Source organism: Streptomyces sp. NBC_00878 (genome assembly GCF_026341515.1).
In the GTDB taxonomy this organism is placed as follows: Bacteria; Actinomycetota; Actinomycetes; order Streptomycetales; family Streptomycetaceae; genus Streptomyces.
The window spans coordinates 7,184,515-7,205,833 of the sequence record NZ_JAPEOK010000001.1; the positions used below are offsets into that span (position 1 = coordinate 7,184,515).

Genomic DNA, 21,319 nt, shown 5'->3' on the forward strand with positions numbered 1-21,319 from the left:
GTGCGTACGCTCTGTGCTTCGACGCTGATCGGTGAGTTCTTCGTCATCGGTTTCGCGGGGCTTGTCGCGATGAAGGATCCCGATCTGTCCATGGCCACGGTGTGGACGGTGAGCGGGGTCGCGATGGTGTTCTGCCTGCTGCTCTGCGGGATGATCACGCGGGCGGGGGGTGTGCAGCTGGGCTGGGCGCTGCAGGTCGCGCTGATCGCGAGTGGGTTCGTCGTGCCGACGATGTTCTTCCTGGGGGCCGTTTTCGCCGCGCTGTGGTGGGCGTCGGTTCATTTCGGGCGGAAGGTGGAGGAGGCGAAGGAGCGGTTCGCTGCGGAGGCTGGGGCTGGGGCTGGGGGGAATGTGGCGTAGGGCGAAACCAGTTGGTCGGCCCCGGCCCGTATCACCTGACACTGCGTAACGCGCACCCGGACACGCCCTGTAGCCTCGTTCATCCGCACGTCTGTGACCTGAAGGAGCCACCACCGTGAGCCAGCGCACCCTCGTCCTTCTCAAGCCCGACGCGGTCCGTCGTGGCCTGACCGGCGAGATCATCAGCCGTATCGAGCGCAAGGCCGGCTGGACGATCACCGCGCTGGAGCTGCGCACACTGGACCAGGACACCCTGGAGCAGCACTACGGCGAGCACAAGGGCAAGCCCTTCTACGAGCCGCTGGTCGCCTTCATGGCCTCCGGACCGGTCGTGGCGCTGGTCGTCGAGGGCGAGCGCGTCATCGAGGGCGTACGGGCACTCGCGGGCCCGACCGACCCGATCGCCGCCGCCCCCGGCTCCATCCGCGGTGACTTCGGCGTGATCGTCCGGGAGAACCTGATCCACGCCTCCGACTCCGAGGAGTCCGCCGAGCGCGAGCTGAAGCTCTTCTTCCCCGGCCTCGCCTGACCCTCACCGCGACGAACCTCGGTGCGTGCCCCCGCCCCGCTCTCGGGCGGGGCCGCCCACCGGGCAGAGCGCGGCGGCCACAGCGAGGCATGCCCAGCGCCGCACCCAACGCCCCGCACCCAACGCCCCGCACCGGGCGGAGTGGGCGCCACACAGGAGTGGGGCGCCCCTGCCTTGGGGACCGGCTTCGGTACCCAGGAGGCCTGAACCTGGTAGGTAGGGCTCGAGCCCGGCCTGCTGGGACTCCGGTCCGACGCCCGCCTGACGGACCGGTCTGCGCCTGGGAGAGCCGACCTGGTTGGTACGGCCCGAGCCCGGCCTATGAAGTTCCCCAACCGGCCACTCCGGTCCGGCGCCCGCCTGACGGACCGGTCCGCGCCCGGGATACCCGGACCTGGAAGGCCAGCCCCCAGCCCGCCACGCCGGAGCCCATCCACCTCATCCACCCCATCCGCCCTACCCGGGTCACCCCCCTCGGTCACCCCCCCCGCTCAGGTCTCCGCCAATTTTCTTCTGATGTCACGTCAGCCTCTGGGCTTCCAAGCCCGGCGCGGCGCAGAATGGCAGCTGTTTGTTGGCATATGCGTGGCGATCGAGGGAACGCGTCCCCCCGATGGACCGTCTCCACAAGCGAGACAGTGCGTCATCTGGTCACAATGGCGAAGACCCTCGCGCGGTGTTCGTGCAGGCGAGACTACGATGGAAGCCTTCACGTCACAGCGCTCACCCTCGCCGACCTAAAAAGCCATCAAAAGCTCCACTTGGGAAGGCCAGACGAATCCTGATGGGGAACTCAATGTCGTTCATCGGCCGTGACATGGCTGTCGACCTCGGGACCGCCAACACGCTGGTGTACGTCAGGGGTCGCGGGATCGTACTCAACGAGCCGTCCGTCGTCGCGATCAACACCAACACCGGTGGCATCCTCGCGGTCGGCGCGGAAGCGAAGAAGATGATCGGGCGGACGCCGGGCAACATCGTTGCCGTGCGCCCGCTGAAGGACGGTGTCATCGCCGACTTCGAGATCACCGAGCGCATGCTCCGCTACTTCATCCTGAAGATCCACAAGCGGCGCTACCTCGCCCGTCCGCGCGTCGTCGTCTGTGTGCCCTCGGGCATCACGGGCGTCGAGCGCCGTGCCGTCATCGAGGCGTCGTCCCAGGCCGGCGCCCGCCAGGTGCACATCATCGAGGAGCCCATGGCCGCGGCCATCGGCTCCGGCCTGCCGGTCCACGAGGCCACGGGCAACATGGTGGTGGACATCGGCGGCGGCACCACCGAGGTCGCGGTCATCTCGCTCGGCGGAATCGTCACGGCACAGTCCATCCGCGTCGCCGGCGACGAGCTGGACAACGCGATCATCCAGCACATCAAGAAGGAGTACTCGCTCCTTCTCGGTGAACGGACGGCCGAGCAGATCAAGATCACGATCGGTTCCGCGTACGACCTCGACAATGACGAACACACCGAAATCCGCGGCCGGGACCTTGTCTCCGGCCTTCCGAAGACCGTGGTCATCTCGGCCGCCGAAGTCCGCAAGGCGATCGAGGAGCCCGTCAACGCCATCGTCGACGCGGTCAAGACCACTCTCGACAAGTGCCCGCCGGAGCTGTCCGGCGACGTCATGGACCGCGGGATCGTGCTGACCGGCGGCGGCGCCCTGCTGCGCGGCCTCGACGAGCGGCTGCGCCGCGAGACCGGCATGCCGATCCACATCGCCGAGGATCCGCTGGACAGCGTGGCGCTCGGCTCCGGCAAGTGCGTCGAGGAGTTCGAGGCGCTCCAGCAGGTTCTGGACGCCCAGCCGCGCAGATGACGTAACTCTTCGATTCCGCCGTACGGGATGATCTCCTCTCGTACGGCGGATCGTTGATATTCAGGCATAAGCTCCCCCATAACGCCGCCCGTAGGTCCGCACTCCGCGTACTTCGGGAACTCCGGGTACCTTCGGGGATTTTCCGGGTGAGCCATACACGTATGTGACACACGTATTCGACGAGGAAGGCACGGCCGCCGCACGTGAGGGACACACGAGAGAGCCGGCTGCTCTTGGTGCTGCTGATCGCCATCGCGTTCGCTTTGATCACGGTGGACATCCGCGGTGGCAAGGATTCGCCGGTCGACGGTGCCCGGCAGGCCGCCGCCACGGTCTTCGGCCCGATCGAGAACGGGGTGTCCTCCGCGGTCGACCCCGTCGGCAACGCGATCGAGGCCGTGAAGGGCTCCGGCGGCCGTCACGACCGCATCGCCCAACTGGAGCGTGACAACGCCGCGTTGAAGGCGAAGCTGGGCAGCGACGACCGTACCCGCAGCCGCGTCAGACAGCTCGACAAGATGCTCAAGACGGCCGGCGCCGGGCAGTACGGCATCAAGGGCGCCGAGGTCATCGCCATAGGAGCGGCCCAGGGCTTCTCCTGGACCGTCACCATCGACGTCGGTGCGAACGACGGCATCAAGCGCGACATGACCGTCCTGAACGGGGACGGTCTGGTCGGGCGCGTGACGACCGTGGGGCCCAACACCGCCACCGTGCTGCTCGCCAACGACCCCGACTTCACCGTCGGCACGCGCATGGAGTCCACCGACGAGCTGGGCTTCGCGTCCGGCCAGGGCGACCGACCGCTGCGCGTGGAACTGCTCAACGGCAAGGCCAAGATCAGGAACGGCGACCGGCTGGTCACCTTCGGATCCCAGGCCGACAAGCCGTTCGTGCCCGGCGTCCCCGTCGGCATCGTGACCCGCGTCGACCCCTCCGGTGGCGACCTGACCCGCACGCTGTACGTCACGCCCTACGTGTCCTTCACGAAGCTCGACATCGTCGGCGTCGTCGTCCAGGCACCGCGCAAGGACCCCCGCGACGAGGTGCTGCCGGCCAAACCGAAGCCGACGCCCACGCCGACGGTGACCGTGACGGTCACGCCCTCGGCCGGCGTGCCCGCCGATGGTCTGCAGCAACAGCAGCAAGAGCAGTAGGAAGTAGGAGCTGAATCCCATGCGCTTCAACCGAATGCTGCTCTCGACGACCCTGGTGGTCGTCGCCCTGGTGATCCAGGTGAGCGTTCTCGCCCGGCTCCATCTGCCGGGCGCCGTGCCCGACCTGCTGCTGCTCACCGTCCTCGGCCTCGCCCTGGTCTACGGCCATGTCGGCGGCGCCCTCATCGGCTTCGGCGCGGGCCTGCTCGCCGACCTGGCCCCGCCCGCCGACCACGCCGCCGGGCGCTACGCCCTCGTGCTGTGCGTCATCGGCTACCTCGCCGGACTCGCCAAGCCCGACAACGGCCAACTGAGGTCCGCGACCGGCCCGATGGCCGTGGTCGTCGCCGCCGCGATCGGCTCCACGCTCCTGTACGCGGGAGTGGGCGCCCTCGTCGGCGACACCGCCGCCCGCCATGTGGGCCTGAGCAGCCTGCTGTTCACGGCCGCGCTGTACGACCTGCTGCTCGCCCCGTTCGTCGTGCCCGGGATCATGGCCCTGGCCCGGCGCGCCGAGAACGACCCGCTCGCCGAAGCTGGTGGCGGTGGCGGTTCCGGCAAGAAACCCGACGTCACCGCGGGCTGGCTGTCCTCCGGCACGGGTCTGAGCATCGGCAGCCAGCGCGGCGGCTTGAGAGTCAAGGCGGCCAAGGCGCGGGTCGCCCGCGCGGGACGCATCAAGGGGGTCAAGCGGCTGTGAGAGCGGCGCTCACGACAACAACTGCACACCGGACGGGCTCTCACACCGCACACCGGATGGGCTCTCACGACGACAGCGCACCGTATGACCTGAGGGAGGGGGATCAGTGACCAACATCCCGGAGACCGGCCGGACCCCACGGGTCCAGATCCGGCTCGTCGTCATCCAGGTCCTCGTGCTCTCGCTCCTCGGCACCCTCGGCGGGCGCCTGTGGTACCTCCAGATCCGCAACGGTGACGAGTACGCCAAGGAAGCCTCCGGCAACCACGTCCAGCAGGTCGTCAGCCCCGCCGTGCGCGGCTCGATCCTCGACGCGCGCGGGGTGCCGATCGCCGACAACGAGACCCGGCTCGTGGTCTCCGCGTCCCGCACCGACCTGCTGAAGATGAAGGACGACGGCGACGCCGTCCTCACCAAGCTCGCGGGCATCCTCGGAATGAAGGCCAAGGACGTCATGGACAAGGTCCGGCTGTGCGATGCGAAGACGCCGCAGCCGTGCTGGAACGGCTCGCCCTACCAGCCGATCCCCATCACCGACGAGGCCACGGCCAAGCAGGCCCTGCAGATCCGCGAGCGCGCCGAGGACTTCCCCGGCATCACCGCCGAACCGCAGGCCGTCCGCCGGTACGCTGCCCCCGGCGAGGCCAACACCGCGCAGGTCCTCGGCTATCTCTCGCCCGTCACCGACGAGGAGATCACCAAGGCCAAGGACACCGCGTCGCCGTATCTGCGCTCCGACCAGGTCGGCCGCTCGGGCCTTGAGCGCCAGTACGACAAGGAGCTGCGCGGCAAGGCCGGCGTCACCCGCTACGAGGTCGACAACCTCGGCCGCGTGATCGGCCAGGCCAAGAGCGACGAGGCCCAGCCCGGTGCCAACGTCGTCACCAGCATCGACTCCCGCGTCCAGCGCGTCGCCGAGTACGAGCTGAACGACGCGATGAAGGAGGCCCGCAAGGGTTTCGACGACAACACCGGTGAGAACTACAAGGCCGACTCCGGCGCGGTGGTCGTCATGGAGGCCAAGACCGGCCGGGTCGTCGCGATGGCGTCCAACCCGTCGTACGACCCGAACGCCTGGGTCGGCGGGATCTCCGGCAAGGACTACACCAAGCTCACCGGCAAGGGCTCCAACTACCCGCTCCTGAACCGCGCGATCCAGGGCCAGTCGGCCCCCGGCTCCGTCTTCAAGGTCGTCCCGACGGCCGCCGCGGTCAACGCGGGCTACTCCTTCGACGGCCCCTACGAGTGTTCCAGCTCGTACTCCATCGGCGGCCAGGTCTTCCAGAACTTCGAGTCGAAGGGGTACGGCCCGATCAGTCTCGGCCGCGCCCTGGAGGTTTCCTGCGACACCGTCTTCTACCGGCTCTCCCACGAGGAGTGGAAGAAGGACGGCGGCATCAAGCCGAACAAGAACGCCAAGAACTGGTTCTACAAGACGGCCCACCAGTTCGGCCTCGGCAGCGAGACCGGCATCGACCTGCCGAACGAGGTCAGCGGCCGCATCCCCGACCGCCAGTGGAAGCTGAACTACTGGAAGGCCAACAAGGCCGCCTGGTGCAAGTACGGCAAGAAGGGCGGCACGTACGCCGAGCAGATCGCGTACGAGAACTGCCTCGAAGGCAACCGGATGCGTGCCGGTGACTCCGTCAACTACTCGATCGGCCAGGGCGACACCCTCGTCACGCCGATCCAGATGGCGACGATCTACGGGGCGATCTCCAACGGCGGCACCCTCTACGACCCGACCGTCGGCAAGGCGATCATCAGCCCCGACGGCAAGACCGTCCAGGAGATCAAGCCGAAGTCGCACGGCAAGCTGCCGATGACGCGGCAGACCCGCGACGAGATAGACGATGCCCTCGCGGGAGTCGCGACCCGCGGTACGGCCGCCTGGCGGTTCGGCGGCTGGCCGCAGGACGAGATCCCGATGCACGCCAAGACGGGTACGGCCGAGGTCTACGGCAAGCAGACGACCTCGTGGTTCACGACGTACACCAAGGACTACACGGTCGTCATGACCATCTCCCAGGGTGGTACGGGTTCCGGCGCCTCGGGTCCCGCCGTGCGCAACATCTACAACGCGCTGTACGGCGTCTCGACGGACGGCAAGATCGACAAGAAGAATGCCCTGCTCTACTCGCCGCAGAAGAGCCTGCCGAAGGTCGAGGCCGACGGTTCGATCGACGCCCCGAAGGTCGAGAAGTACCCGGGCAAGAAGGAGCGGGTCACCGAGGAGGGGCAGCTGCCGGTGGCCGGTGACGACCCGGCCGCCACCGTGACCGACCCCAACACCGGCAACAACCGCGACACCCGAAGGCGCGACGCCCGAAGGGGCACCGGCCGCCCGAAGAAGAGGCGGAGGACGCTCACATGACCGGCGCGAACGGCTTCTCCGTCTCCGGATACGGACCCGAACGCTCCAGCCTGTCGCGGCTGTTCGCCCGCGACTCGCTGGCCCGCAGGCTCGACTGGCCGATACTGTTCTCGGCCATCGCGCTCTCCCTGATCGGCGCGGTCCTCGTCTACTCGGCGACCCGCAACCGCACCGAGCTCAACCAGGGCGACCCGTACTACTTCCTGTTCCGGCATCTGCTCAACACGGGCATCGGCTTCGCCCTGATGATCGGCACGGTCTGGCTCGGCCACCGCACCCTGCGCACGGCCGTACCGATCCTGTACGGGCTCTCCGTCCTGCTGATCCTGCTGGTGCTGACCCCGCTCGGCGCGACGATCAACGGCGCGCACGCGTGGATCGTCATCGGCGGCGGCTTCTCGCTCCAGCCCTCCGAGTTCGTGAAGATCACGATCATCCTGGGCATGGCGATGCTGCTCGCGGCCCGGGTCGACGCCGGCGACAAGCCCTACCCCGACCACCGCACGGTCCTGCAGTCCCTGGGCCTGGCCGCCGTACCGATAGTGGTCGTCCTGCTCATGCCCGACCTCGGCTCGGTCATGGTCATGGTGATCATCGTGCTCGGCGTGCTGCTCGCCTCCGGCGCCTCCAACCGCTGGATCTTCGGGCTGCTCGGCGCCGGTGCCCTCGGCGCGGTCGCGGCCTGGCAGCTCAAGATCCTCGACGAGTACCAGATCAACCGCTTCGCCGCGTTCGCCAACCCCGAGCTCGACCCGGCGGGCGTCGGCTACAACACCAACCAGGCGCGTATCGCGATCGGCTCCGGCGGCCTCTTCGGCACCGGCCTCGGCAAGGGTTCGCAGACCACCGGCCAGTTCGTCCCCGAACAGCAGACGGACTTCGTCTTCACGGTCGCGGGCGAGGAGCTCGGCTTCCTCGGCGCGGGACTGATCCTGCTCCTCCTGGGCGTCGTGCTGTGGCGGGCCTGCCGCATCGCCCGTGAGACGACCGAGCTGTACGGCACGATCGTCGCCGCCGGGATCATCGCCTGGTTCGCCTTCCAGTCCTTCGAGAACGTCGGCATGACCCTCGGCATCATGCCGGTGGCGGGCCTGCCGCTGCCCTTCGTCTCGTACGGAGGCTCGTCGATGTTCGCCGTCTGGGTGGCCGTGGGCCTGCTGCAGTCGATCAGAGTTCAACGGCCGATGTCGGCCTAGTGAACCTTTGCGGGCTGCCCATACGCCGGATTCGCGACTAGATTCGGTTCATGGCGGACACAAAGCGGGAGATCGAGCGTAAGTACGAAGCCGATGAGAACGCCGGACTGTCGGACCTGCCGGACCTGACGCGGGTCTCCGGCGTCTCGGCCGTCATCGACAAGGGCACCGCCGATCTCGACGCGACCTACTACGACACGCCCGACCAACGGCTCGCCGCCGCGTCGCTCACCCTGCGCCGCCGCACCGGTGGCGACGACGCGGGCTGGCACCTGAAACTGCCGGTCTCCGAGGGCGTACGGGACGAGATCCACGCCCCGCTGTCCGACACCGTGCCCCGCGCGCTCAGCGGACTCGTCCGCTCCCGGGTGCGCGACGCCGAACTGGTCCCCGTCGTACGCCTGCGCTCCGCCCGTGACGTCCGCCACCTCGTCGACGCCTCCGGGGGCCTGCTCGCCGAGATCAGCGTCGACCGCGTGCGCGCCGAGCGCCTCAGCGGCGGCGACGGCACCACCGCATGGACCGAGATCGAGGTCGAGCTGGCCGACGACGGCGACCCCGCCTTCCTCGACAAGGTCGAGAAGAAGCTCCGCAAGGCCGGCGTCTCCCGCTCCAAGTCCGCGTCCAAGCTGGCCAGGGCCCTGGGGGAGACGGGAGATAAGCCCCGCAAGCAGGCGGTCGTCGAGGCGGCACCGGTCACCGCGGGCGATCACGTCCTCGCGTACGTCCGTGTCCAGCGCGACGCGATCATCGAGCTCGACCCCGCCGTGCGACGCGACGTGTACGACTCCGTGCACAGCATGCGCGTCGCCACCCGCCGGATGCGCAGCGCCTTCCGCTCGTACGGCAAGGTCCTGGACCGGGCCGTCACCGACCCGATCGGCGAAGAGCTGAAGTGGCTGGCCGGGGAGCTGGGCGTCGACCGCGACCAGGAGGTCCTGACCGAGCGGCTGACGGCGGCCCTCGACGACCTGCCGCGCACCCTGCTCGCGGGTCCCGTCCGCACCCGGCTGCGCACCTGGGCGCACGCCCGGAGCTCCGGCTCCCGGCGCCGTCTGATCGCGGTCCTCGACGGCAGGCGGTACCTGGACCTGCTCACCGCCCTCGACACGCTCCTCGCCACCCCGCCGCTGCGGGGGGCCGCCTCCGGCACTCCGGAAAAGGTGATCGCCAAGGCCGTACGCAAGGACTTCGACAAGCTGTCCGGCCTGGTCACGGAAGCCATCGACCTGTCGCCCGGCGCGGACCGCGACCTCGCGATCCACGAGGCCCGCAAGAAGGCCAAGCGCACCCGGTACGCGGCGGAGACGGCCACCCCCGCACTAGGCAAACCCGCGAAGAGCCTGACGAGCGACATGAAGTCCCTGCAGAGCCTGCTCGGCGAGCACCAGGACAGCGTCATGGCCCGCGAGGCCCTGCGCGACGTCGCCACCCAGGCGCACGCGGCGGGGGAGAGCACCTTCACGTACGGGGTGTTGTACGGGCGTGAGGAGCGGTCGGCCGCGTCGGTCGAGGCCGAGCTGCCGGGAGCGTGGGAGACGATCCGGAGCGGGGTACTCCGCTGACCCGGACGGCCGGTCCCGGCGACTGACCCGGACGGGATCCTCACGACGGACGAGATCGTTACGGCGGACGAGGGGCGGCTCCGCGCACGTTACGCTGAATGGTCACCCCTGTCGGATCTCACCCCACCAAAGGTTTGCGAGATGTCTGCCGAAGTCGCTGCATCGGTGTTCCCGCAGCTCGAAGCTCTGCTCCCGCATGTGCAGAAGCCGATCCAGTACGTCGGCGGAGAGCTCAACTCCACGGTCAAGCCCTGGGAGAGCACGGACGTCCGCTGGGCGCTCATGTACCCGGACGCGTACGAGGTCGGGCTGCCCAACCAGGGTGTCATGATCCTTTACGAGGTCCTGAACGAGCGCGAGGGCGTCCTCGCCGAGCGCACCTACAGTGTCTGGCCGGACCTGGAGGCGCTGATGCGCGAGCACCGGGTCCCGCAGTTCACGGTCGACAGCCACCGCCCGGTGAAGGCCTTCGACGTCTTCGGCCTGTCCTTCTCCACGGAGCTGGGCTACACGAACATGCTGACGGCGCTGGACCTGGCGGGCATCCCGCTGGAGTCGAAGGACCGGGGCTTGGACGACCCGATCGTGTTGGCCGGCGGCCACGCGGCCTTCAACCCCGAGCCGGTCGCGGACTTCATCGACGCGGCGATCATCGGCGACGGCGAGCAGGCCGTGCTCGACATGACCGAGATCATCCGCGCCTGGAAGGCGGAGGGGCAGCCGGGTGGCCGCGAGGAGGTCCTGTTCCGCCTGGCGAAGACGGGATCGGTGTACATCCCGGCGTTCTACGACGTCGAGTACCTGGCGGACGGCCGCATCGCCCGCGTGGTCCCGAACAAGTCGGGCGTCCCGTGGCGGGTGTCGAAGCACACGGTCATGGACCTGGACGAGTGGCCGTACCCCAAGCAGCCCCTGGTCCCGCTCGCGGAGACGGTCCACGAGCGTATGTCGGTGGAGATCTTCCGCGGCTGCACGCGCGGCTGCCGCTTCTGCCAGGCGGGCATGATCACCCGCCCGGTGCGCGAGCGGTCCATCACGGGTATCGGCGAGATGGTCGACAAGGGCCTCAAGGCGACCGGCTTCGAGGAGGTGGGCCTGCTGTCCCTGTCCTCCGCGGACCACTCGGAGATCGGCGACATCGCGAAGGGCCTGGCGGACCGGTACGAGGAGGACAAGATCGGCCTGTCCCTCCCGTCGACGCGGGTCGACGCCTTCAACGTGGACCTGGCGAACGAGCTGACGCGCAACGGCCGCCGCTCGGGCCTGACCTTCGCGCCCGAGGGCGGCTCGGAGCGCATGCGCAAGGTCATCAACAAGATGGTCTCGGAAGAGGACCTGATCCGCACGGTCTCCACGGCGTACGGCAACGGCTGGCGCCAGGTGAAGCTCTACTTCATGTGCGGCCTGCCGACGGAGACGGACGAGGACGTCCTCCAGATCGCGGACATGGCGATGAACGTGATCGCCGAGGGCCGCAAGGCCTCCGGCCAGAACGACATCCGCTGCACGGTGTCGATCGGCGGCTTCGTCCCCAAACCGCACACCCCCTTCCAATGGGCGCCGCAGCTGTCGGCCGTGGACACGGACGCCCGACTCACGAAGCTCCGCGACAAGATCCGCGGCGACAAGAAGTACGGCCGCTCCATCGGCTTCCGCTACCACGACGGCAAGCCCGGCATCGTGGAGGGCCTGCTCTCCCGCGGCGACCGCAGGGTGGGCGCGGTCATCCGCGCGGTCTACGAGGACGGCGGCCGATTCGACGGCTGGCGCGAGCACTTCTCGTACGACCGCTGGATGGCCTGCGCCGAGAAGACGCTGCCGGACCTCGGGGTGGACGTCGACTGGTACACGACGCGCGAGCGCACGTACGAAGAGGTCCTCCCGTGGGACCACCTGGACTCCGGCCTCGACAAGGACTGGCTCTGGGAGGACTGGCAGGACGCCCTCGACGAGACGGAGGTCGAGGACTGCCGCTGGACGCCCTGCTTCGACTGCGGGGTGTGCCCCCAGCTGGACCTCGACATCCAGATCGGCCCGACGGGCAAGAAGCTGCTGCCGCTGACGGTCAAGAAGGACGCGACGAGCGGGCACGTTCACTGACGCGAGCGAAGCGGCGCGGCGCGATGTAGAGGCCCCGGGGGACGGCGGCGGCGAAGGGGCGGCCGCCGTCGCCTGAGTGGCCGCGCTCCGTTCGCGAGTGCCTTCCGGCTTCCAGGCGTGGCGATATCCGCTACGGAGGAGGCCGACATGCCGACGAGCGAGCCGCCCGCGGGCGGACCTCGGGCGAGCGGTCCGCGGTGGGGGCACCCCGCTGACCGCCCTCCCCCCGACCGTGACCGTCCGCGTGGGCGCGGTGATGGTCGATTGCGGACTAGAGTCGTCTGGTTACGGTCGGTTGCGGGGGGCGGGGCCCGATCGAGGGGCTCCGGAGTTCTGGGGAGGGCCTGTAGAGCATGAGTCGTCGCTCCAATGGGTTGGTCGGCATCTGGGCCGAAGTTCAGCGTCAGCAGCAGCGCCAACTGGAGGCGCAGCTCCGGCAGCAGCGGGATCTGGAGCGTCAGCAGCGCTCCCAGCAGAGGGAGTTGGCGCGCAGCCGACGTGAGCATCAGGCCGCGTACCGCCAGCAGCGGGAGGCCGAAGCCCGGCGGCGTACCGAGGAGTTGGAGGCGCGGGTCGAGTCCTTGCAGGGGTTGCTGGCCGCGGGGTGCCGCGCCCCGGCGTTCGGAACCGCGCACCTCACGCGCGTCGAGCAGGTGGAGCCCTTCTCACCCGGCCCGTTGGCGTATCCGAGGCCGATGCCTGATCCGAATCAGTATCAGGCGCAAGGTGGTTGGGGGCTCGGCGCGAACCGGCGGGCCCAGGCCCAGGCGGAGGCACGCGCCCGGTTCGAGCACGACTGGCAGGCCGCGCAGGCGGCGGAGGTCCAGCGGCAGCAGCAACTGGCCGCCTACCAGCAGCAGTACCAGCAGTGGGCCGACGCCCAATTGAGTGAGATCCGTCAACACAACGCCGGTGTCGCCGAGATGGCGGCCGGGCTCCGCGACGGCGACCCCGAGGCCGTGGTGGAGTACTTCTCCGCGGCCCTCTACGCCTCGTCCGCGTGGCCGGAGGACCTGCCGCGCCAGGTGTCCGCGGCGTACGACTCGGCCGCACGACAGCTGGTGCTGAACTGGGAGTTGCCCGCGTACGACATCGTCCCCGAGGCGAAGCTGGTGCGGTACATGCCCGGCGCGGACCAGGACAAGGAGGCTCCTCGCCCGGCGACCCAGCGCCGCGCGCTGTACCGGGACGTGCTCGCGCAGTGCGTACTCCTCGTCCTGCACGACCTCTTCGCGGCGGACGAGTTCGGCGCGCTGGAGTCGGTGGCGCTGAACGGGTTCGTGGACGACCACGACCCGGCGACGGGCAGGCAGGCGCGGATCTTCCTGGCCACGGTCATGGCCTCGCGCTCCGTCTTCACGCAGCTGCGCCTGGAGCAGGTCAGCGCGGTCGACTGCCTGGTGGACGGCTTACGGGGACAGCTGTCCACGCGGCCCGACCAGCGCGCGGTGGTACGGCCCGGGCGACGCCCCGAGGACGTCGGCAACGGTGTCGTGACTCACGGGGGCGATGAGGAGCCGGACCTGTACGAGATGGACCCGGTCGCCTTCGAGTCGCTGGTCGCGGAGCTCTTCCGCGCCATGGGCATGCAGGCCGTGACGACCCAGCGCTCGAACGACGGCGGTGTCGATGTCGACGCGCTCGATCCCACTCCGATCCGGGGCGGCAAGATCGTCGTGCAGGTGAAGCGTTATCGCAACACCGTGCCGCCGACCGCCGTCCGCGATCTGTTCGGCACGGTCCAGGACGCGGGCGCCAACAAGGGCGTCCTCGTCACCACTTCCGGCTTCGGCCCGGGTTCACACACCTTCGCCAACGGCAAACCCCTGGAACTCGTCGCGGGCAACGAACTCGTCGACCTGCTGCACCGACACGGACTGCGCGGGCGACTGGGGAACTCGGGCCGCCCGATTCCGGCCCAGCGCAGGGGGGATGGGCGTACGGGGGAGGGGCGCACACCGGATGCCGGGGACGGGGCGAGCGGGTCGAGCGGGACGGGCGGGGCTGACGATCACAACAGGCTGGGGATGTTCTGGACCGGCCAGGTCGCCCTGGACGTCTGCGCGCTCGTCTGCCACGGCAGCCGGGTGCTGAGCGACGACCACTTCGTGTTCTTCAACAACCCCCGGACACCGGACGGTTCGGTCCGTGCGCTCGCCGCCGCCGCACCGGACAAGGCGGCGATCCGGGTGTCCTTCGACGCGTTGCCCGAGCGGGCCGACCGGCTCGTCCTCGTCGCCGCGGTCGACCCCGAGGTCAACCCCGATGCGGACCTCTCCGGCTTCACCGAGGCGGGCATCCGCCTGTCGGACGCCTCGGGAACCGAGTTGGGACGGCTCGACGTGTCCGACGGCCGCGCAGACGAGACCGCGTTGGTCCTGGGCTCCTTCCGCCGCCGCGCCGGCGGCGACTGGGACTTCGTGCTCGGCGGCAAGGGATATCGGGGCGGTCTGGAGGAACTCATCAGGGAGTACGGGATCGCCGTGGACTAGCGCCCTCACTTCGCTTCACATCCCTTCACTTCACCTCACCTCGCCTCACCGGTCCGGACGCGCGGAGCGGAAAACCGCGGATCTGCATCCGTACGGGCCTTTGGTGCGTCCTCGTCCATATGGACCTGGAAAAGTCGCCGCCGCCCGCGCCTCCCGCGCCGTTGGAGACGCCCACGTCGCCTGTGGCGTCCGGTGGGCCGGCGCGACCGGGGGACGCCGCTCCCGAGGGCTGCCTCGCCGTCGCGATCCGTATTCCGGTGCGGATCGTGGTGTTCGTGCTGGTCCTGCCGGTGCGGATGGCGTGGGACGCGCTGGTCGTCGCCGGGCGATTCCTCAACGACAGGGTGTTCCGGCCGTTGGGGCGGGCGATCATGTGGGTGTTCGCGCCTGTCGGGCGGGCCCTGGTGTGGCTGGTCGAGGCGGTCGCGACCGTCGTCGCGTGGCTGCTGACCGGCATCGGACGCGCCCTGGAATGGCTGGGCAAGCTGGTGTTCGTCTGGCCGTGGGTGGCGCTGTGGCGGTACGTCGTCGTACCGCTGGGACGTGCCCTGGCCTGGCTCGGGAACGTGCTGCTCGTAGTGCCCGCCGTCTGGCTGTACGAGCGGGTGCTGACGCCCATCGGACACGGTGTGGTGTGGGCCCTGCGGGGGATCGGGGCCGGGTGCGTCTGGCTGTGGCGGATGTTGGTCGTCGCCCCCGCCGCATGGTTGTACCGGGCGTTGCTCGCGCCGACCGGGCGGGGTTTCGCCTGGGCCGCGCTCGGGCTGTGGGGTGCCATCACATGGGTCGGCCGCAGTGTGTGGGCGGGCGTGACATGGGTTTCCCGAGGGCTCTGGGCCGGTGTCGTCTGGGTCGCGAGTGGTGTGTGGGCGGGTGTCGTGTGGCTCTCCCGTGGCCTGTGGGCCGGCATGACATGGATCGGTGGGGGTCTGTGGGCCGCCATGACATGGCTGGGGCGTGGGGCCTGGGCGGGGGTGGCCTGGATCGCCATGCTCGTCGGGACTCTCCTGCGGTGGATCTTCATCGTGCCCGCCGTCGCCCTGTGGCGCTGGGTGCTCGCGCCCGCCGGCCGGGGCATCGCCGTCGTCGCGCGGGAGATCGACGAAGCCCTGGGGCACGCGTGGCGTGTCGCCGGGTATGTGTCGCTCGCCGTCGGGCGGTTCCTCGGACGACTCTTCCGGTGGATCTTCGTGGAGCCGTTGCGGTGGGCCTACCAGAGCGTGCTCACCCCCGTCGGACACCTCGTACGGGACGCGGTCTGGCGGCCCGCGGCGGAGGCCGCCCGCAGCGTGGGCCGTACCACCAGGCAGGCCCTCGCGAGCGCCCGCGAGACGGCACGGCAGACCCGGGCCGACATCCGGCGCATGCTCTTCGGCGCCCCGCGCGAACCGGAGCCGGTCGCCCTGGCCAAGCCCCGGAGCGAGCCCGAGCCGGTACCCCTCGCCAAGCCCGGCGGCGGCCGGTAGTCCGGGCCGGGCGGCTCCCGACGGGAACCCGTGGGCGCCGAGACACGTACTCTAGGTAGCAGTACGACCGCTCTCACGAAGGACTGAACGACACTGGGCAAGCGACAGCCCGAAGGCCCGCCGCCCGCACCCGCGGTGCAGCGCATCCGACTGCGCTACACCAAGCGCGGCCGCCTCCGGTTCACCAGCCACCGCGACTTCCAGCGTGCCTTCGAGCGTGCGCTGCGCCGCGCCGAGGTGCCCATGGCGTACTCGGCGGGGTTCACCCCACACCCGAAGGTGTCGTACGCCAATGCCGCACCCACCGGCACGGGCAGTGAGGCCGAGTACCTGGAGATCGCGCTCACCGACGCGCGCGACCCCGAGAAGCTGCGCCTGCTCCTCGACGAGTCGATGCCTGTCGGGCTCGACATCATCGACGCCGTGGAGGCCCGTACGTCGGGTCTCGCCGACCGGCTCACCGCGTCCGTATGGGAGCTGCGCCTCGACGGCGTGACCCCCGAGGACGCGGAGCGCGCGGTCGACGCCTTCAGGTCGGCCGGGACCGTCGAGGTCCAGCGCAAGACGAAGAACGGCATGCGCACCTTCGACGCCCGCGGCGCCGTCGCGAGCCTGGAGGCGCGCACGGCGCAATCAGAGGTACACGCGCAATCAGAGGTACACACAGCACAACCAGAACCACACACGGCACAGCCTGAGACCCACAGTCCACATGCTGATAGGCCGACGGACCAGCCCTGTGCGATACTGCGCCTGGTTGTTCGGCACGTGACGCCTGCCGTTCGACCTGACGACGTCCTGTCCGGTCTCCGAGCTGTGGCCGACCTGGCGCCGCCGGTCCCCGCAGCGGTGACCAGGCTGGCGCAGGGGCTTTTCGATGAAGAGACCGGCACGGTGACCGACCCGCTCGCGCCCGACCGCGAGGCAGTGGCAGCCGATGTACCCACGGCCGCGACCACTGCCGCCGCGAAGGCGTCGGTGTAAGGAAGGTCCCGCGTAAGGACGCACGTCGAAGCGCCGCCCTCGTATCCGGGAGCCACCTGGGTCGGGCAGCGCACCGACCAGAAGACTTTCGCCAGGCCGTACGCACACATGGCGTACGGAACCGGCGAGACAGGACACAGAGAGCTCCCGTGCGGCGCCCGCGCCCCGGACGGCGGCACCGCGCATCGCGCGAGCCGCGGACGTCACCGGATCCGCGGCGCCCGGGAGCCTGACGGGAGATCCACCCGCATGCTCGAACCGACCGAACCCGCTGAGCCCTCCACCGGCTCCGAGAACAGCACCCCCAGCGACACCCTGCCGCCGCGCAGGCGTCGCCGCGCCGCGTCCCGCCCAGCGGGACCGCCCTCCGGGAACCCCGAGGGCGAGAGCGTGGCCGAGACCACCGCGCCGGCCATACCGGCCGTGAGCTCCACCGATCTCGCGACGGAGGAGCCGGAGGAGACCGAAGAGGCGGCTGCGGCTGCCGAGACGGCGACCACTGATACCGCCATCGTTGGGACGGCGGTCACCGACGAGCCCGTGGCCGAGGCCTCCGCCGAGGAGCCCGCTCCGGCGCCGCGTACGCGCCGTCGGGCCACCCGCCGTGCGTCCGCTCCCGCCGGTGCGCCGCAGGCCGCCGAGACGGTTCAGAGCGCCGGGTCCGCCGAGACCGCCGTGGTCGAAGAGGCCGTCGTCACCGCTCCGGCCGTACAGGCGGAGCCCGCCGTACAGGCGGAACCCGAGACGCCCGCCGCCGAGCCCGTGGCCGAGGAGGCCGCTCCGGCGCCGCGTACGCGCCGTCGGGCCACCCGCCGTGCCACCGCACCCGCCGGTGCGCCGACGGAGACCGAGGCCCCGGCCCCAGTGGCCGCCCAGACTGTTGTGACCCCGGTGTCCGACGAGGCCACCGCCCCCGTTGCCGCCGAAGAAGCGCCTGCCGTCGAGGCCGAGGACGCCGCGCCCAAGGGCCGTACGCGCCGTCGGGCGACCCGTCGGGCCACCGCGCCCAGCGGTGCGCCGCAGGCGGAACCCGAGACGTCCGAGACGGTGCCCGCCGAGGCCGCCGTCGAGCCCGCCCGCCGCGCCACACCGCCGACGGCGGAGCGCGCCGAGACCCCCACCGCGACCGAGCCCGTCGAGGCCGATGTCCGCGACGAGCGCAGGGAGGCCCCCGTGGCCGCTGCCAGGAACGACCGGGCCCCCGAGGCCGACACCACCGCCGACGCCGAGGACGCCGCCCCGCGCCGCGCTCGTCGCCGTGCCACCCGCAAGGCCGCCGGAGGCTTCGCCGCGCCCGCGCCGCACAAGAGCGCGCAGGCCGAGGAGGAGTCCACGCGACGCCCCGCGCGCCCCGCGGTCGCCGTGTTCCAGGCGCCGGTGTTCACCGAGCCGATGTTCCAGACGCCGGAGCGCGCCGCGGCCGCCGCCGCTGCCGAGGCCGCCGAGGAGCCCGAGGACGTCGTGGAGCCGGTCCAGGAGGCCGCCGCTCCCGTCGCCGAGGAGGAGACGACCGGCGGACCGCGCCGTCGCCGCCGCAGGAAGGCCGAGGAGCCCGTCGCCCCCGTGGCGGAGGCCCCCGAGGCCGAGGAGGAGCCCGCGGACGAGGAGTCCGCCGAGGACAGCGCCGAGGGTGACGACGGCGAGGAGACCGGCTCGCGCCGTCGGCGCCGTCGTGGCGGCCGTCGCCGCCGCCGTGGTGAGTCCGCCGAGGCGGACGGCGACTCCGCGGACGGTGACGACTACGCCGACGGGCAGTCCGAGCACTCCGAACGGTCTGATCGGTCCGCGCACTCCGAGCGGTCCGCGCAGGCTGCCCAGGACGCCGAGGACACCGCCGAGCAGACGGAAGAGGACGCCGAGGACGAGCGCGAGGAGTCGGGCGGCTCCAGCAGCAGCCGTCGCCGTCGTCGCCGTCGTCGTCGTGCCGGTGACTCGTCCGGCGAGGCCGAGTCGGGCGACAACGACCCCGAGCGCACGGTCGTCAAGGTCCGCGAGCCGCGCAGCAAGAAGGAAGAGCGGTCCGACGCCTCCGACGAGGTGCAGTCCATCAAGGGCTCGACCCGCCTGGAGGCCAAGAAGCAGCGCCGCCGCGAGGGGCGCGAACAGGGCCGCCGCCGCGTTCCGATCATCACCGAGGCTGAGTTCCTGGCCCGACGTGAGGCCGTCGAGCGCGTGATGGTCGTCCGCCAGAGCGGCGAGCGCACCCAGATCGGCGTCCTGGAAGACAACGTGCTCGTGGAGCACTACGTCAACAAGGAGCAGTCGACCTCGTACGTCGGCAACGTCTACCTGGGCAAGGTCCAGAACGTGCTGCCGTCGATGGAGGCCGCCTTCATCGACATCGGCAAGGGCCGCAACGCCGTGCTGTACGCCGGTGAGGTCAACTTCGAGGCGCTGGGCATGGCCAACGGCCCCCGCCGCATCGAGAGCGCGCTGAAGTCCGGCCAGTCGGTCCTCGTGCAGGTCACCAAGGACCCGATCGGCCACAAGGGCGCCCGGCTGACCAGCCAGGTGTCCCTCCCCGGCCGCTACCTGGTCTACGTGCCCGAGGGCTCGATGACCGGCATCAGCCGCAAGCTGCCCGACACCGAGCGGGCCCGCCTGAAGACCATCCTCAAGAAGATCGTCCCCGAGGACGCGGGCGTCATCGTGCGCACCGCCGCCGAGGGCGCGAGCGAGGACGAGCTGAGCCGTGACGTCGAGCGGCTCCAGGCGCAGTGGGAGGACATCCAGAAGAAGGCGAAGAGCGGCAACGCGCCGACGCTGCTCTACGGCGAGCCGGACATGACGGTCCGCGTCGTCCGCGACATCTTCAACGAGGACTTCACCAAGGTCATCGTGAGCGGCGACGAGGCGTGGGACACCATCCACGGGTACGTCGCCCATGTCGCGCCCGACCTGGCCGGCCGCCTTTCGAGGTGGACCTCCGAGGTCGACGTTTTCGCCACGTACCGGATCGACGAGCAGCTCGCCAAGGCGCTGGACCGCAAGGTCTGGCTGCCGAGCGGTGGTTCGCTGGTCATCGACAAGACCGAAGCGATGATCGTGATCGACGTCAACACCGGCAAGTTCACCGGTCAGGGCGGCAACCTCGAAGAGACGGTCACCAGGAACAACCTGGAGGCGGCCGAGGAGATCGTGCGCCAGCTGCGGCTGCGCGACCTCGGCGGCATCGTCGTCATCGACTTCATCGACATGGTCCTGGAGTCCAACCGCGATCTGGTGCTGCGCCGCCTCCTGGAGTGCCTGGGCCGCGACCGTACGAAGCACCAGGTCGCCGAGGTCACCTCGCTGGGCCTCGTCCAGATGACCCGCAAGCGGGTCGGCCAGGGCCTGTTGGAGTCGTTCTCCGAGACCTGCGTCCACTGCAACGGCCGTGGCGTGATCGTCCACATGGAGCAGCCGACCTCCGCCGGAGGCGGCGGCAAGCGCAAGAAGCGCGGCCGTGGCGGCGCCGACCAGACCCCCGACCACGAGCACACGCACGAGGCGGAGACGGCCGAGCCCGACGAGACGGAAGCCGAGGTCGCCGCGGAGGCCGCCGAGCCGGTCGCGCTGCCCGAGCCCTCCGCGGCAGAGCCGCAAATGGACGCTTTCGTACCGGACGAGGACCTCTACAGCAGTGCCGCCGAGGCGGAGGCCGCGGCCACGCGGGGCCGTTCGCGGCGTCGTTCCGGCCGGCGCGCGTCGGCCCCGGCGGGCACGCCGAGGTCCGAGAGCCGTCGGGCCGAGCGCCGCTCGGAGGCTCCGACGGCCCAGTCCGTGACGTCGGAGGACGAGGTCACGCGTTCCGTGCAGCCGGAGTCGGCCGCCCTCGCGCAGGCCGAGCCCGTCGCCGTCGAGGACCCGGTGATCGAGGCCCCGCAAGCCCCGGCAGCTCCGGCCGCCGAGGCCGAGGACGCCGCGCCCAAGGGTCGTACGCGCCGTCGGGCGACCCGCAAGGCCACCGCGCCGGCCGGTTCGCCCAAGGCGGCGGAGGAGGCCGTGGTGACCGTCACCGAGCCGGTCGCCGCCCCCGTCGAGTTCAAGGCGGAGCCGGTCGCCGAGCCCGAGCCGCAGCCGGAGCCCGCCGCGGAGAGCGCAGCCCCGCCGCGTCCGCGCCGCCGTGCGGTCCGCAAGGCCACCGCTCCCACCGCTTCCGCGGAGACGGCCGTCACGGTCCTCCCGTCGGCTTCGGCGGAAGCCGCGACGGAAGCCCGCGCCGAGGACCGGGCCGAGGTGACCGAGCCCGCCGGGACGGCGGCCGAGGCCTCCGCGGAGGTGTCCGGCGACGGAGAGGCTCCGGCCAAGAAGGCGGCCCGTAAGACGGCCAAGAAGGCGACCGCGAAGAAGGCCGTCGCGAAGAAGACGACGACGGCCAAGAAGACGGCCGCCAAGAAGACCGTGGCCAAGAAGACGGCGAAGACCGCCAAGACGGCCACGAAGTCGACGTCGAAGAAGACGGCGGCGGCGGAGCAGCAGTCGCCGTCCACGGTCACGGCCTCCACCGACGAGGGCTGACCACCCGCGTAACCGAAGACGCCCCCTGGCCCGCGGTCCGACCGCAGGTCAGGGGGCGTCCGCGTACTCGGACGATCCGC

12 protein-coding genes and 1 pseudogene are annotated in these 21,319 nt (G+C 70.6%); all 13 read left to right on the plus strand.

Features of this window, described 5'->3' with window-relative positions:
- The 13 genes and pseudogenes from OHA11_RS31205 (at position 1) to OHA11_RS31265 (ending at position 21,239) form a co-directional block, all read left to right on the plus strand.
- Entirely contained in the window at positions 1-360 is a 360-nt protein-coding gene (locus OHA11_RS31205) for a DUF4233 domain-containing protein (protein ID WP_266502110.1), read from the plus strand.
- Positions 361-475: 115 nt separating this feature from the next.
- The gene (ndk, locus tag OHA11_RS31210) at positions 476-889 is read left to right on the plus strand and encodes a nucleoside-diphosphate kinase (protein ID WP_266502112.1); all 414 of its coding nucleotides are present in this window, start codon (positions 476-478) and stop codon (positions 887-889) included.
- A gap of 796 nt (positions 890-1,685) precedes the next feature.
- Positions 1,686-2,705, plus strand: coding sequence for a rod shape-determining protein (locus OHA11_RS31215; protein WP_037747701.1), 1,020 nt, complete (start codon positions 1,686-1,688; stop codon positions 2,703-2,705).
- Positions 2,706-2,908: 203 nt separating this feature from the next.
- On the plus strand, positions 2,909-3,862 hold the full coding sequence (mreC, locus tag OHA11_RS31220) for a rod shape-determining protein MreC (protein WP_266502114.1): 954 nt from the start codon (positions 2,909-2,911) through the stop codon (positions 3,860-3,862).
- A 19-nt stretch (positions 3,863-3,881) separates the two neighbouring features.
- Positions 3,882-4,562 (plus strand): rod shape-determining protein MreD, encoded by a 681-nt coding sequence (gene mreD / locus OHA11_RS31225; RefSeq protein WP_266502116.1) that lies wholly within the window; start codon positions 3,882-3,884, stop codon positions 4,560-4,562.
- A 106-nt stretch (positions 4,563-4,668) separates the two neighbouring features.
- The gene (gene mrdA, locus OHA11_RS31230) at positions 4,669-6,936 is read left to right on the plus strand and encodes a penicillin-binding protein 2 (RefSeq protein ID WP_266502118.1); all 2,268 of its coding nucleotides are present in this window, start codon (positions 4,669-4,671) and stop codon (positions 6,934-6,936) included.
- Positions 6,933-8,132, plus strand: coding sequence for a rod shape-determining protein RodA (gene rodA, locus OHA11_RS31235; RefSeq protein ID WP_266502120.1), 1,200 nt, complete (start codon positions 6,933-6,935; stop codon positions 8,130-8,132). Before mrdA ends, rodA begins: the two co-directional genes overlap by 4 nt.
- 50 nt (positions 8,133-8,182) lie before the next feature.
- The gene (locus tag OHA11_RS31240) at positions 8,183-9,697 is read left to right on the plus strand and encodes a CYTH and CHAD domain-containing protein (RefSeq protein ID WP_266502122.1); all 1,515 of its coding nucleotides are present in this window, start codon (positions 8,183-8,185) and stop codon (positions 9,695-9,697) included.
- Positions 9,698-9,838: 141 nt separating this feature from the next.
- Positions 9,839-11,797, plus strand: a complete 1,959-nt coding sequence (locus OHA11_RS31245; protein WP_266502124.1) for a TIGR03960 family B12-binding radical SAM protein — start codon at positions 9,839-9,841, stop codon at positions 11,795-11,797.
- A 353-nt stretch (positions 11,798-12,150) separates the two neighbouring features.
- On the plus strand, positions 12,151-14,289 hold the full coding sequence (locus OHA11_RS31250; protein ID WP_266502126.1) for a restriction endonuclease: 2,139 nt from the start codon (positions 12,151-12,153) through the stop codon (positions 14,287-14,289).
- A 119-nt stretch (positions 14,290-14,408) separates the two neighbouring features.
- Positions 14,409-15,842, plus strand: a pseudogene (locus OHA11_RS31255) (hypothetical protein).
- A gap of 48 nt (positions 15,843-15,890) precedes the next feature.
- On the plus strand, positions 15,891-16,739 hold the full coding sequence (locus tag OHA11_RS31260) for a TIGR03936 family radical SAM-associated protein (protein WP_266502128.1): 849 nt from the start codon (positions 15,891-15,893) through the stop codon (positions 16,737-16,739).
- A 249-nt stretch (positions 16,740-16,988) separates the two neighbouring features.
- Positions 16,989-21,239 carry an Rne/Rng family ribonuclease gene (locus tag OHA11_RS31265; RefSeq protein WP_266502129.1) on the plus strand — a complete coding sequence of 1,417 codons (4,251 nt, stop codon included), beginning with the start codon at positions 16,989-16,991 and terminating at the stop codon, positions 21,237-21,239.
- Positions 21,240-21,319: the final 80 nt, after the last annotated feature.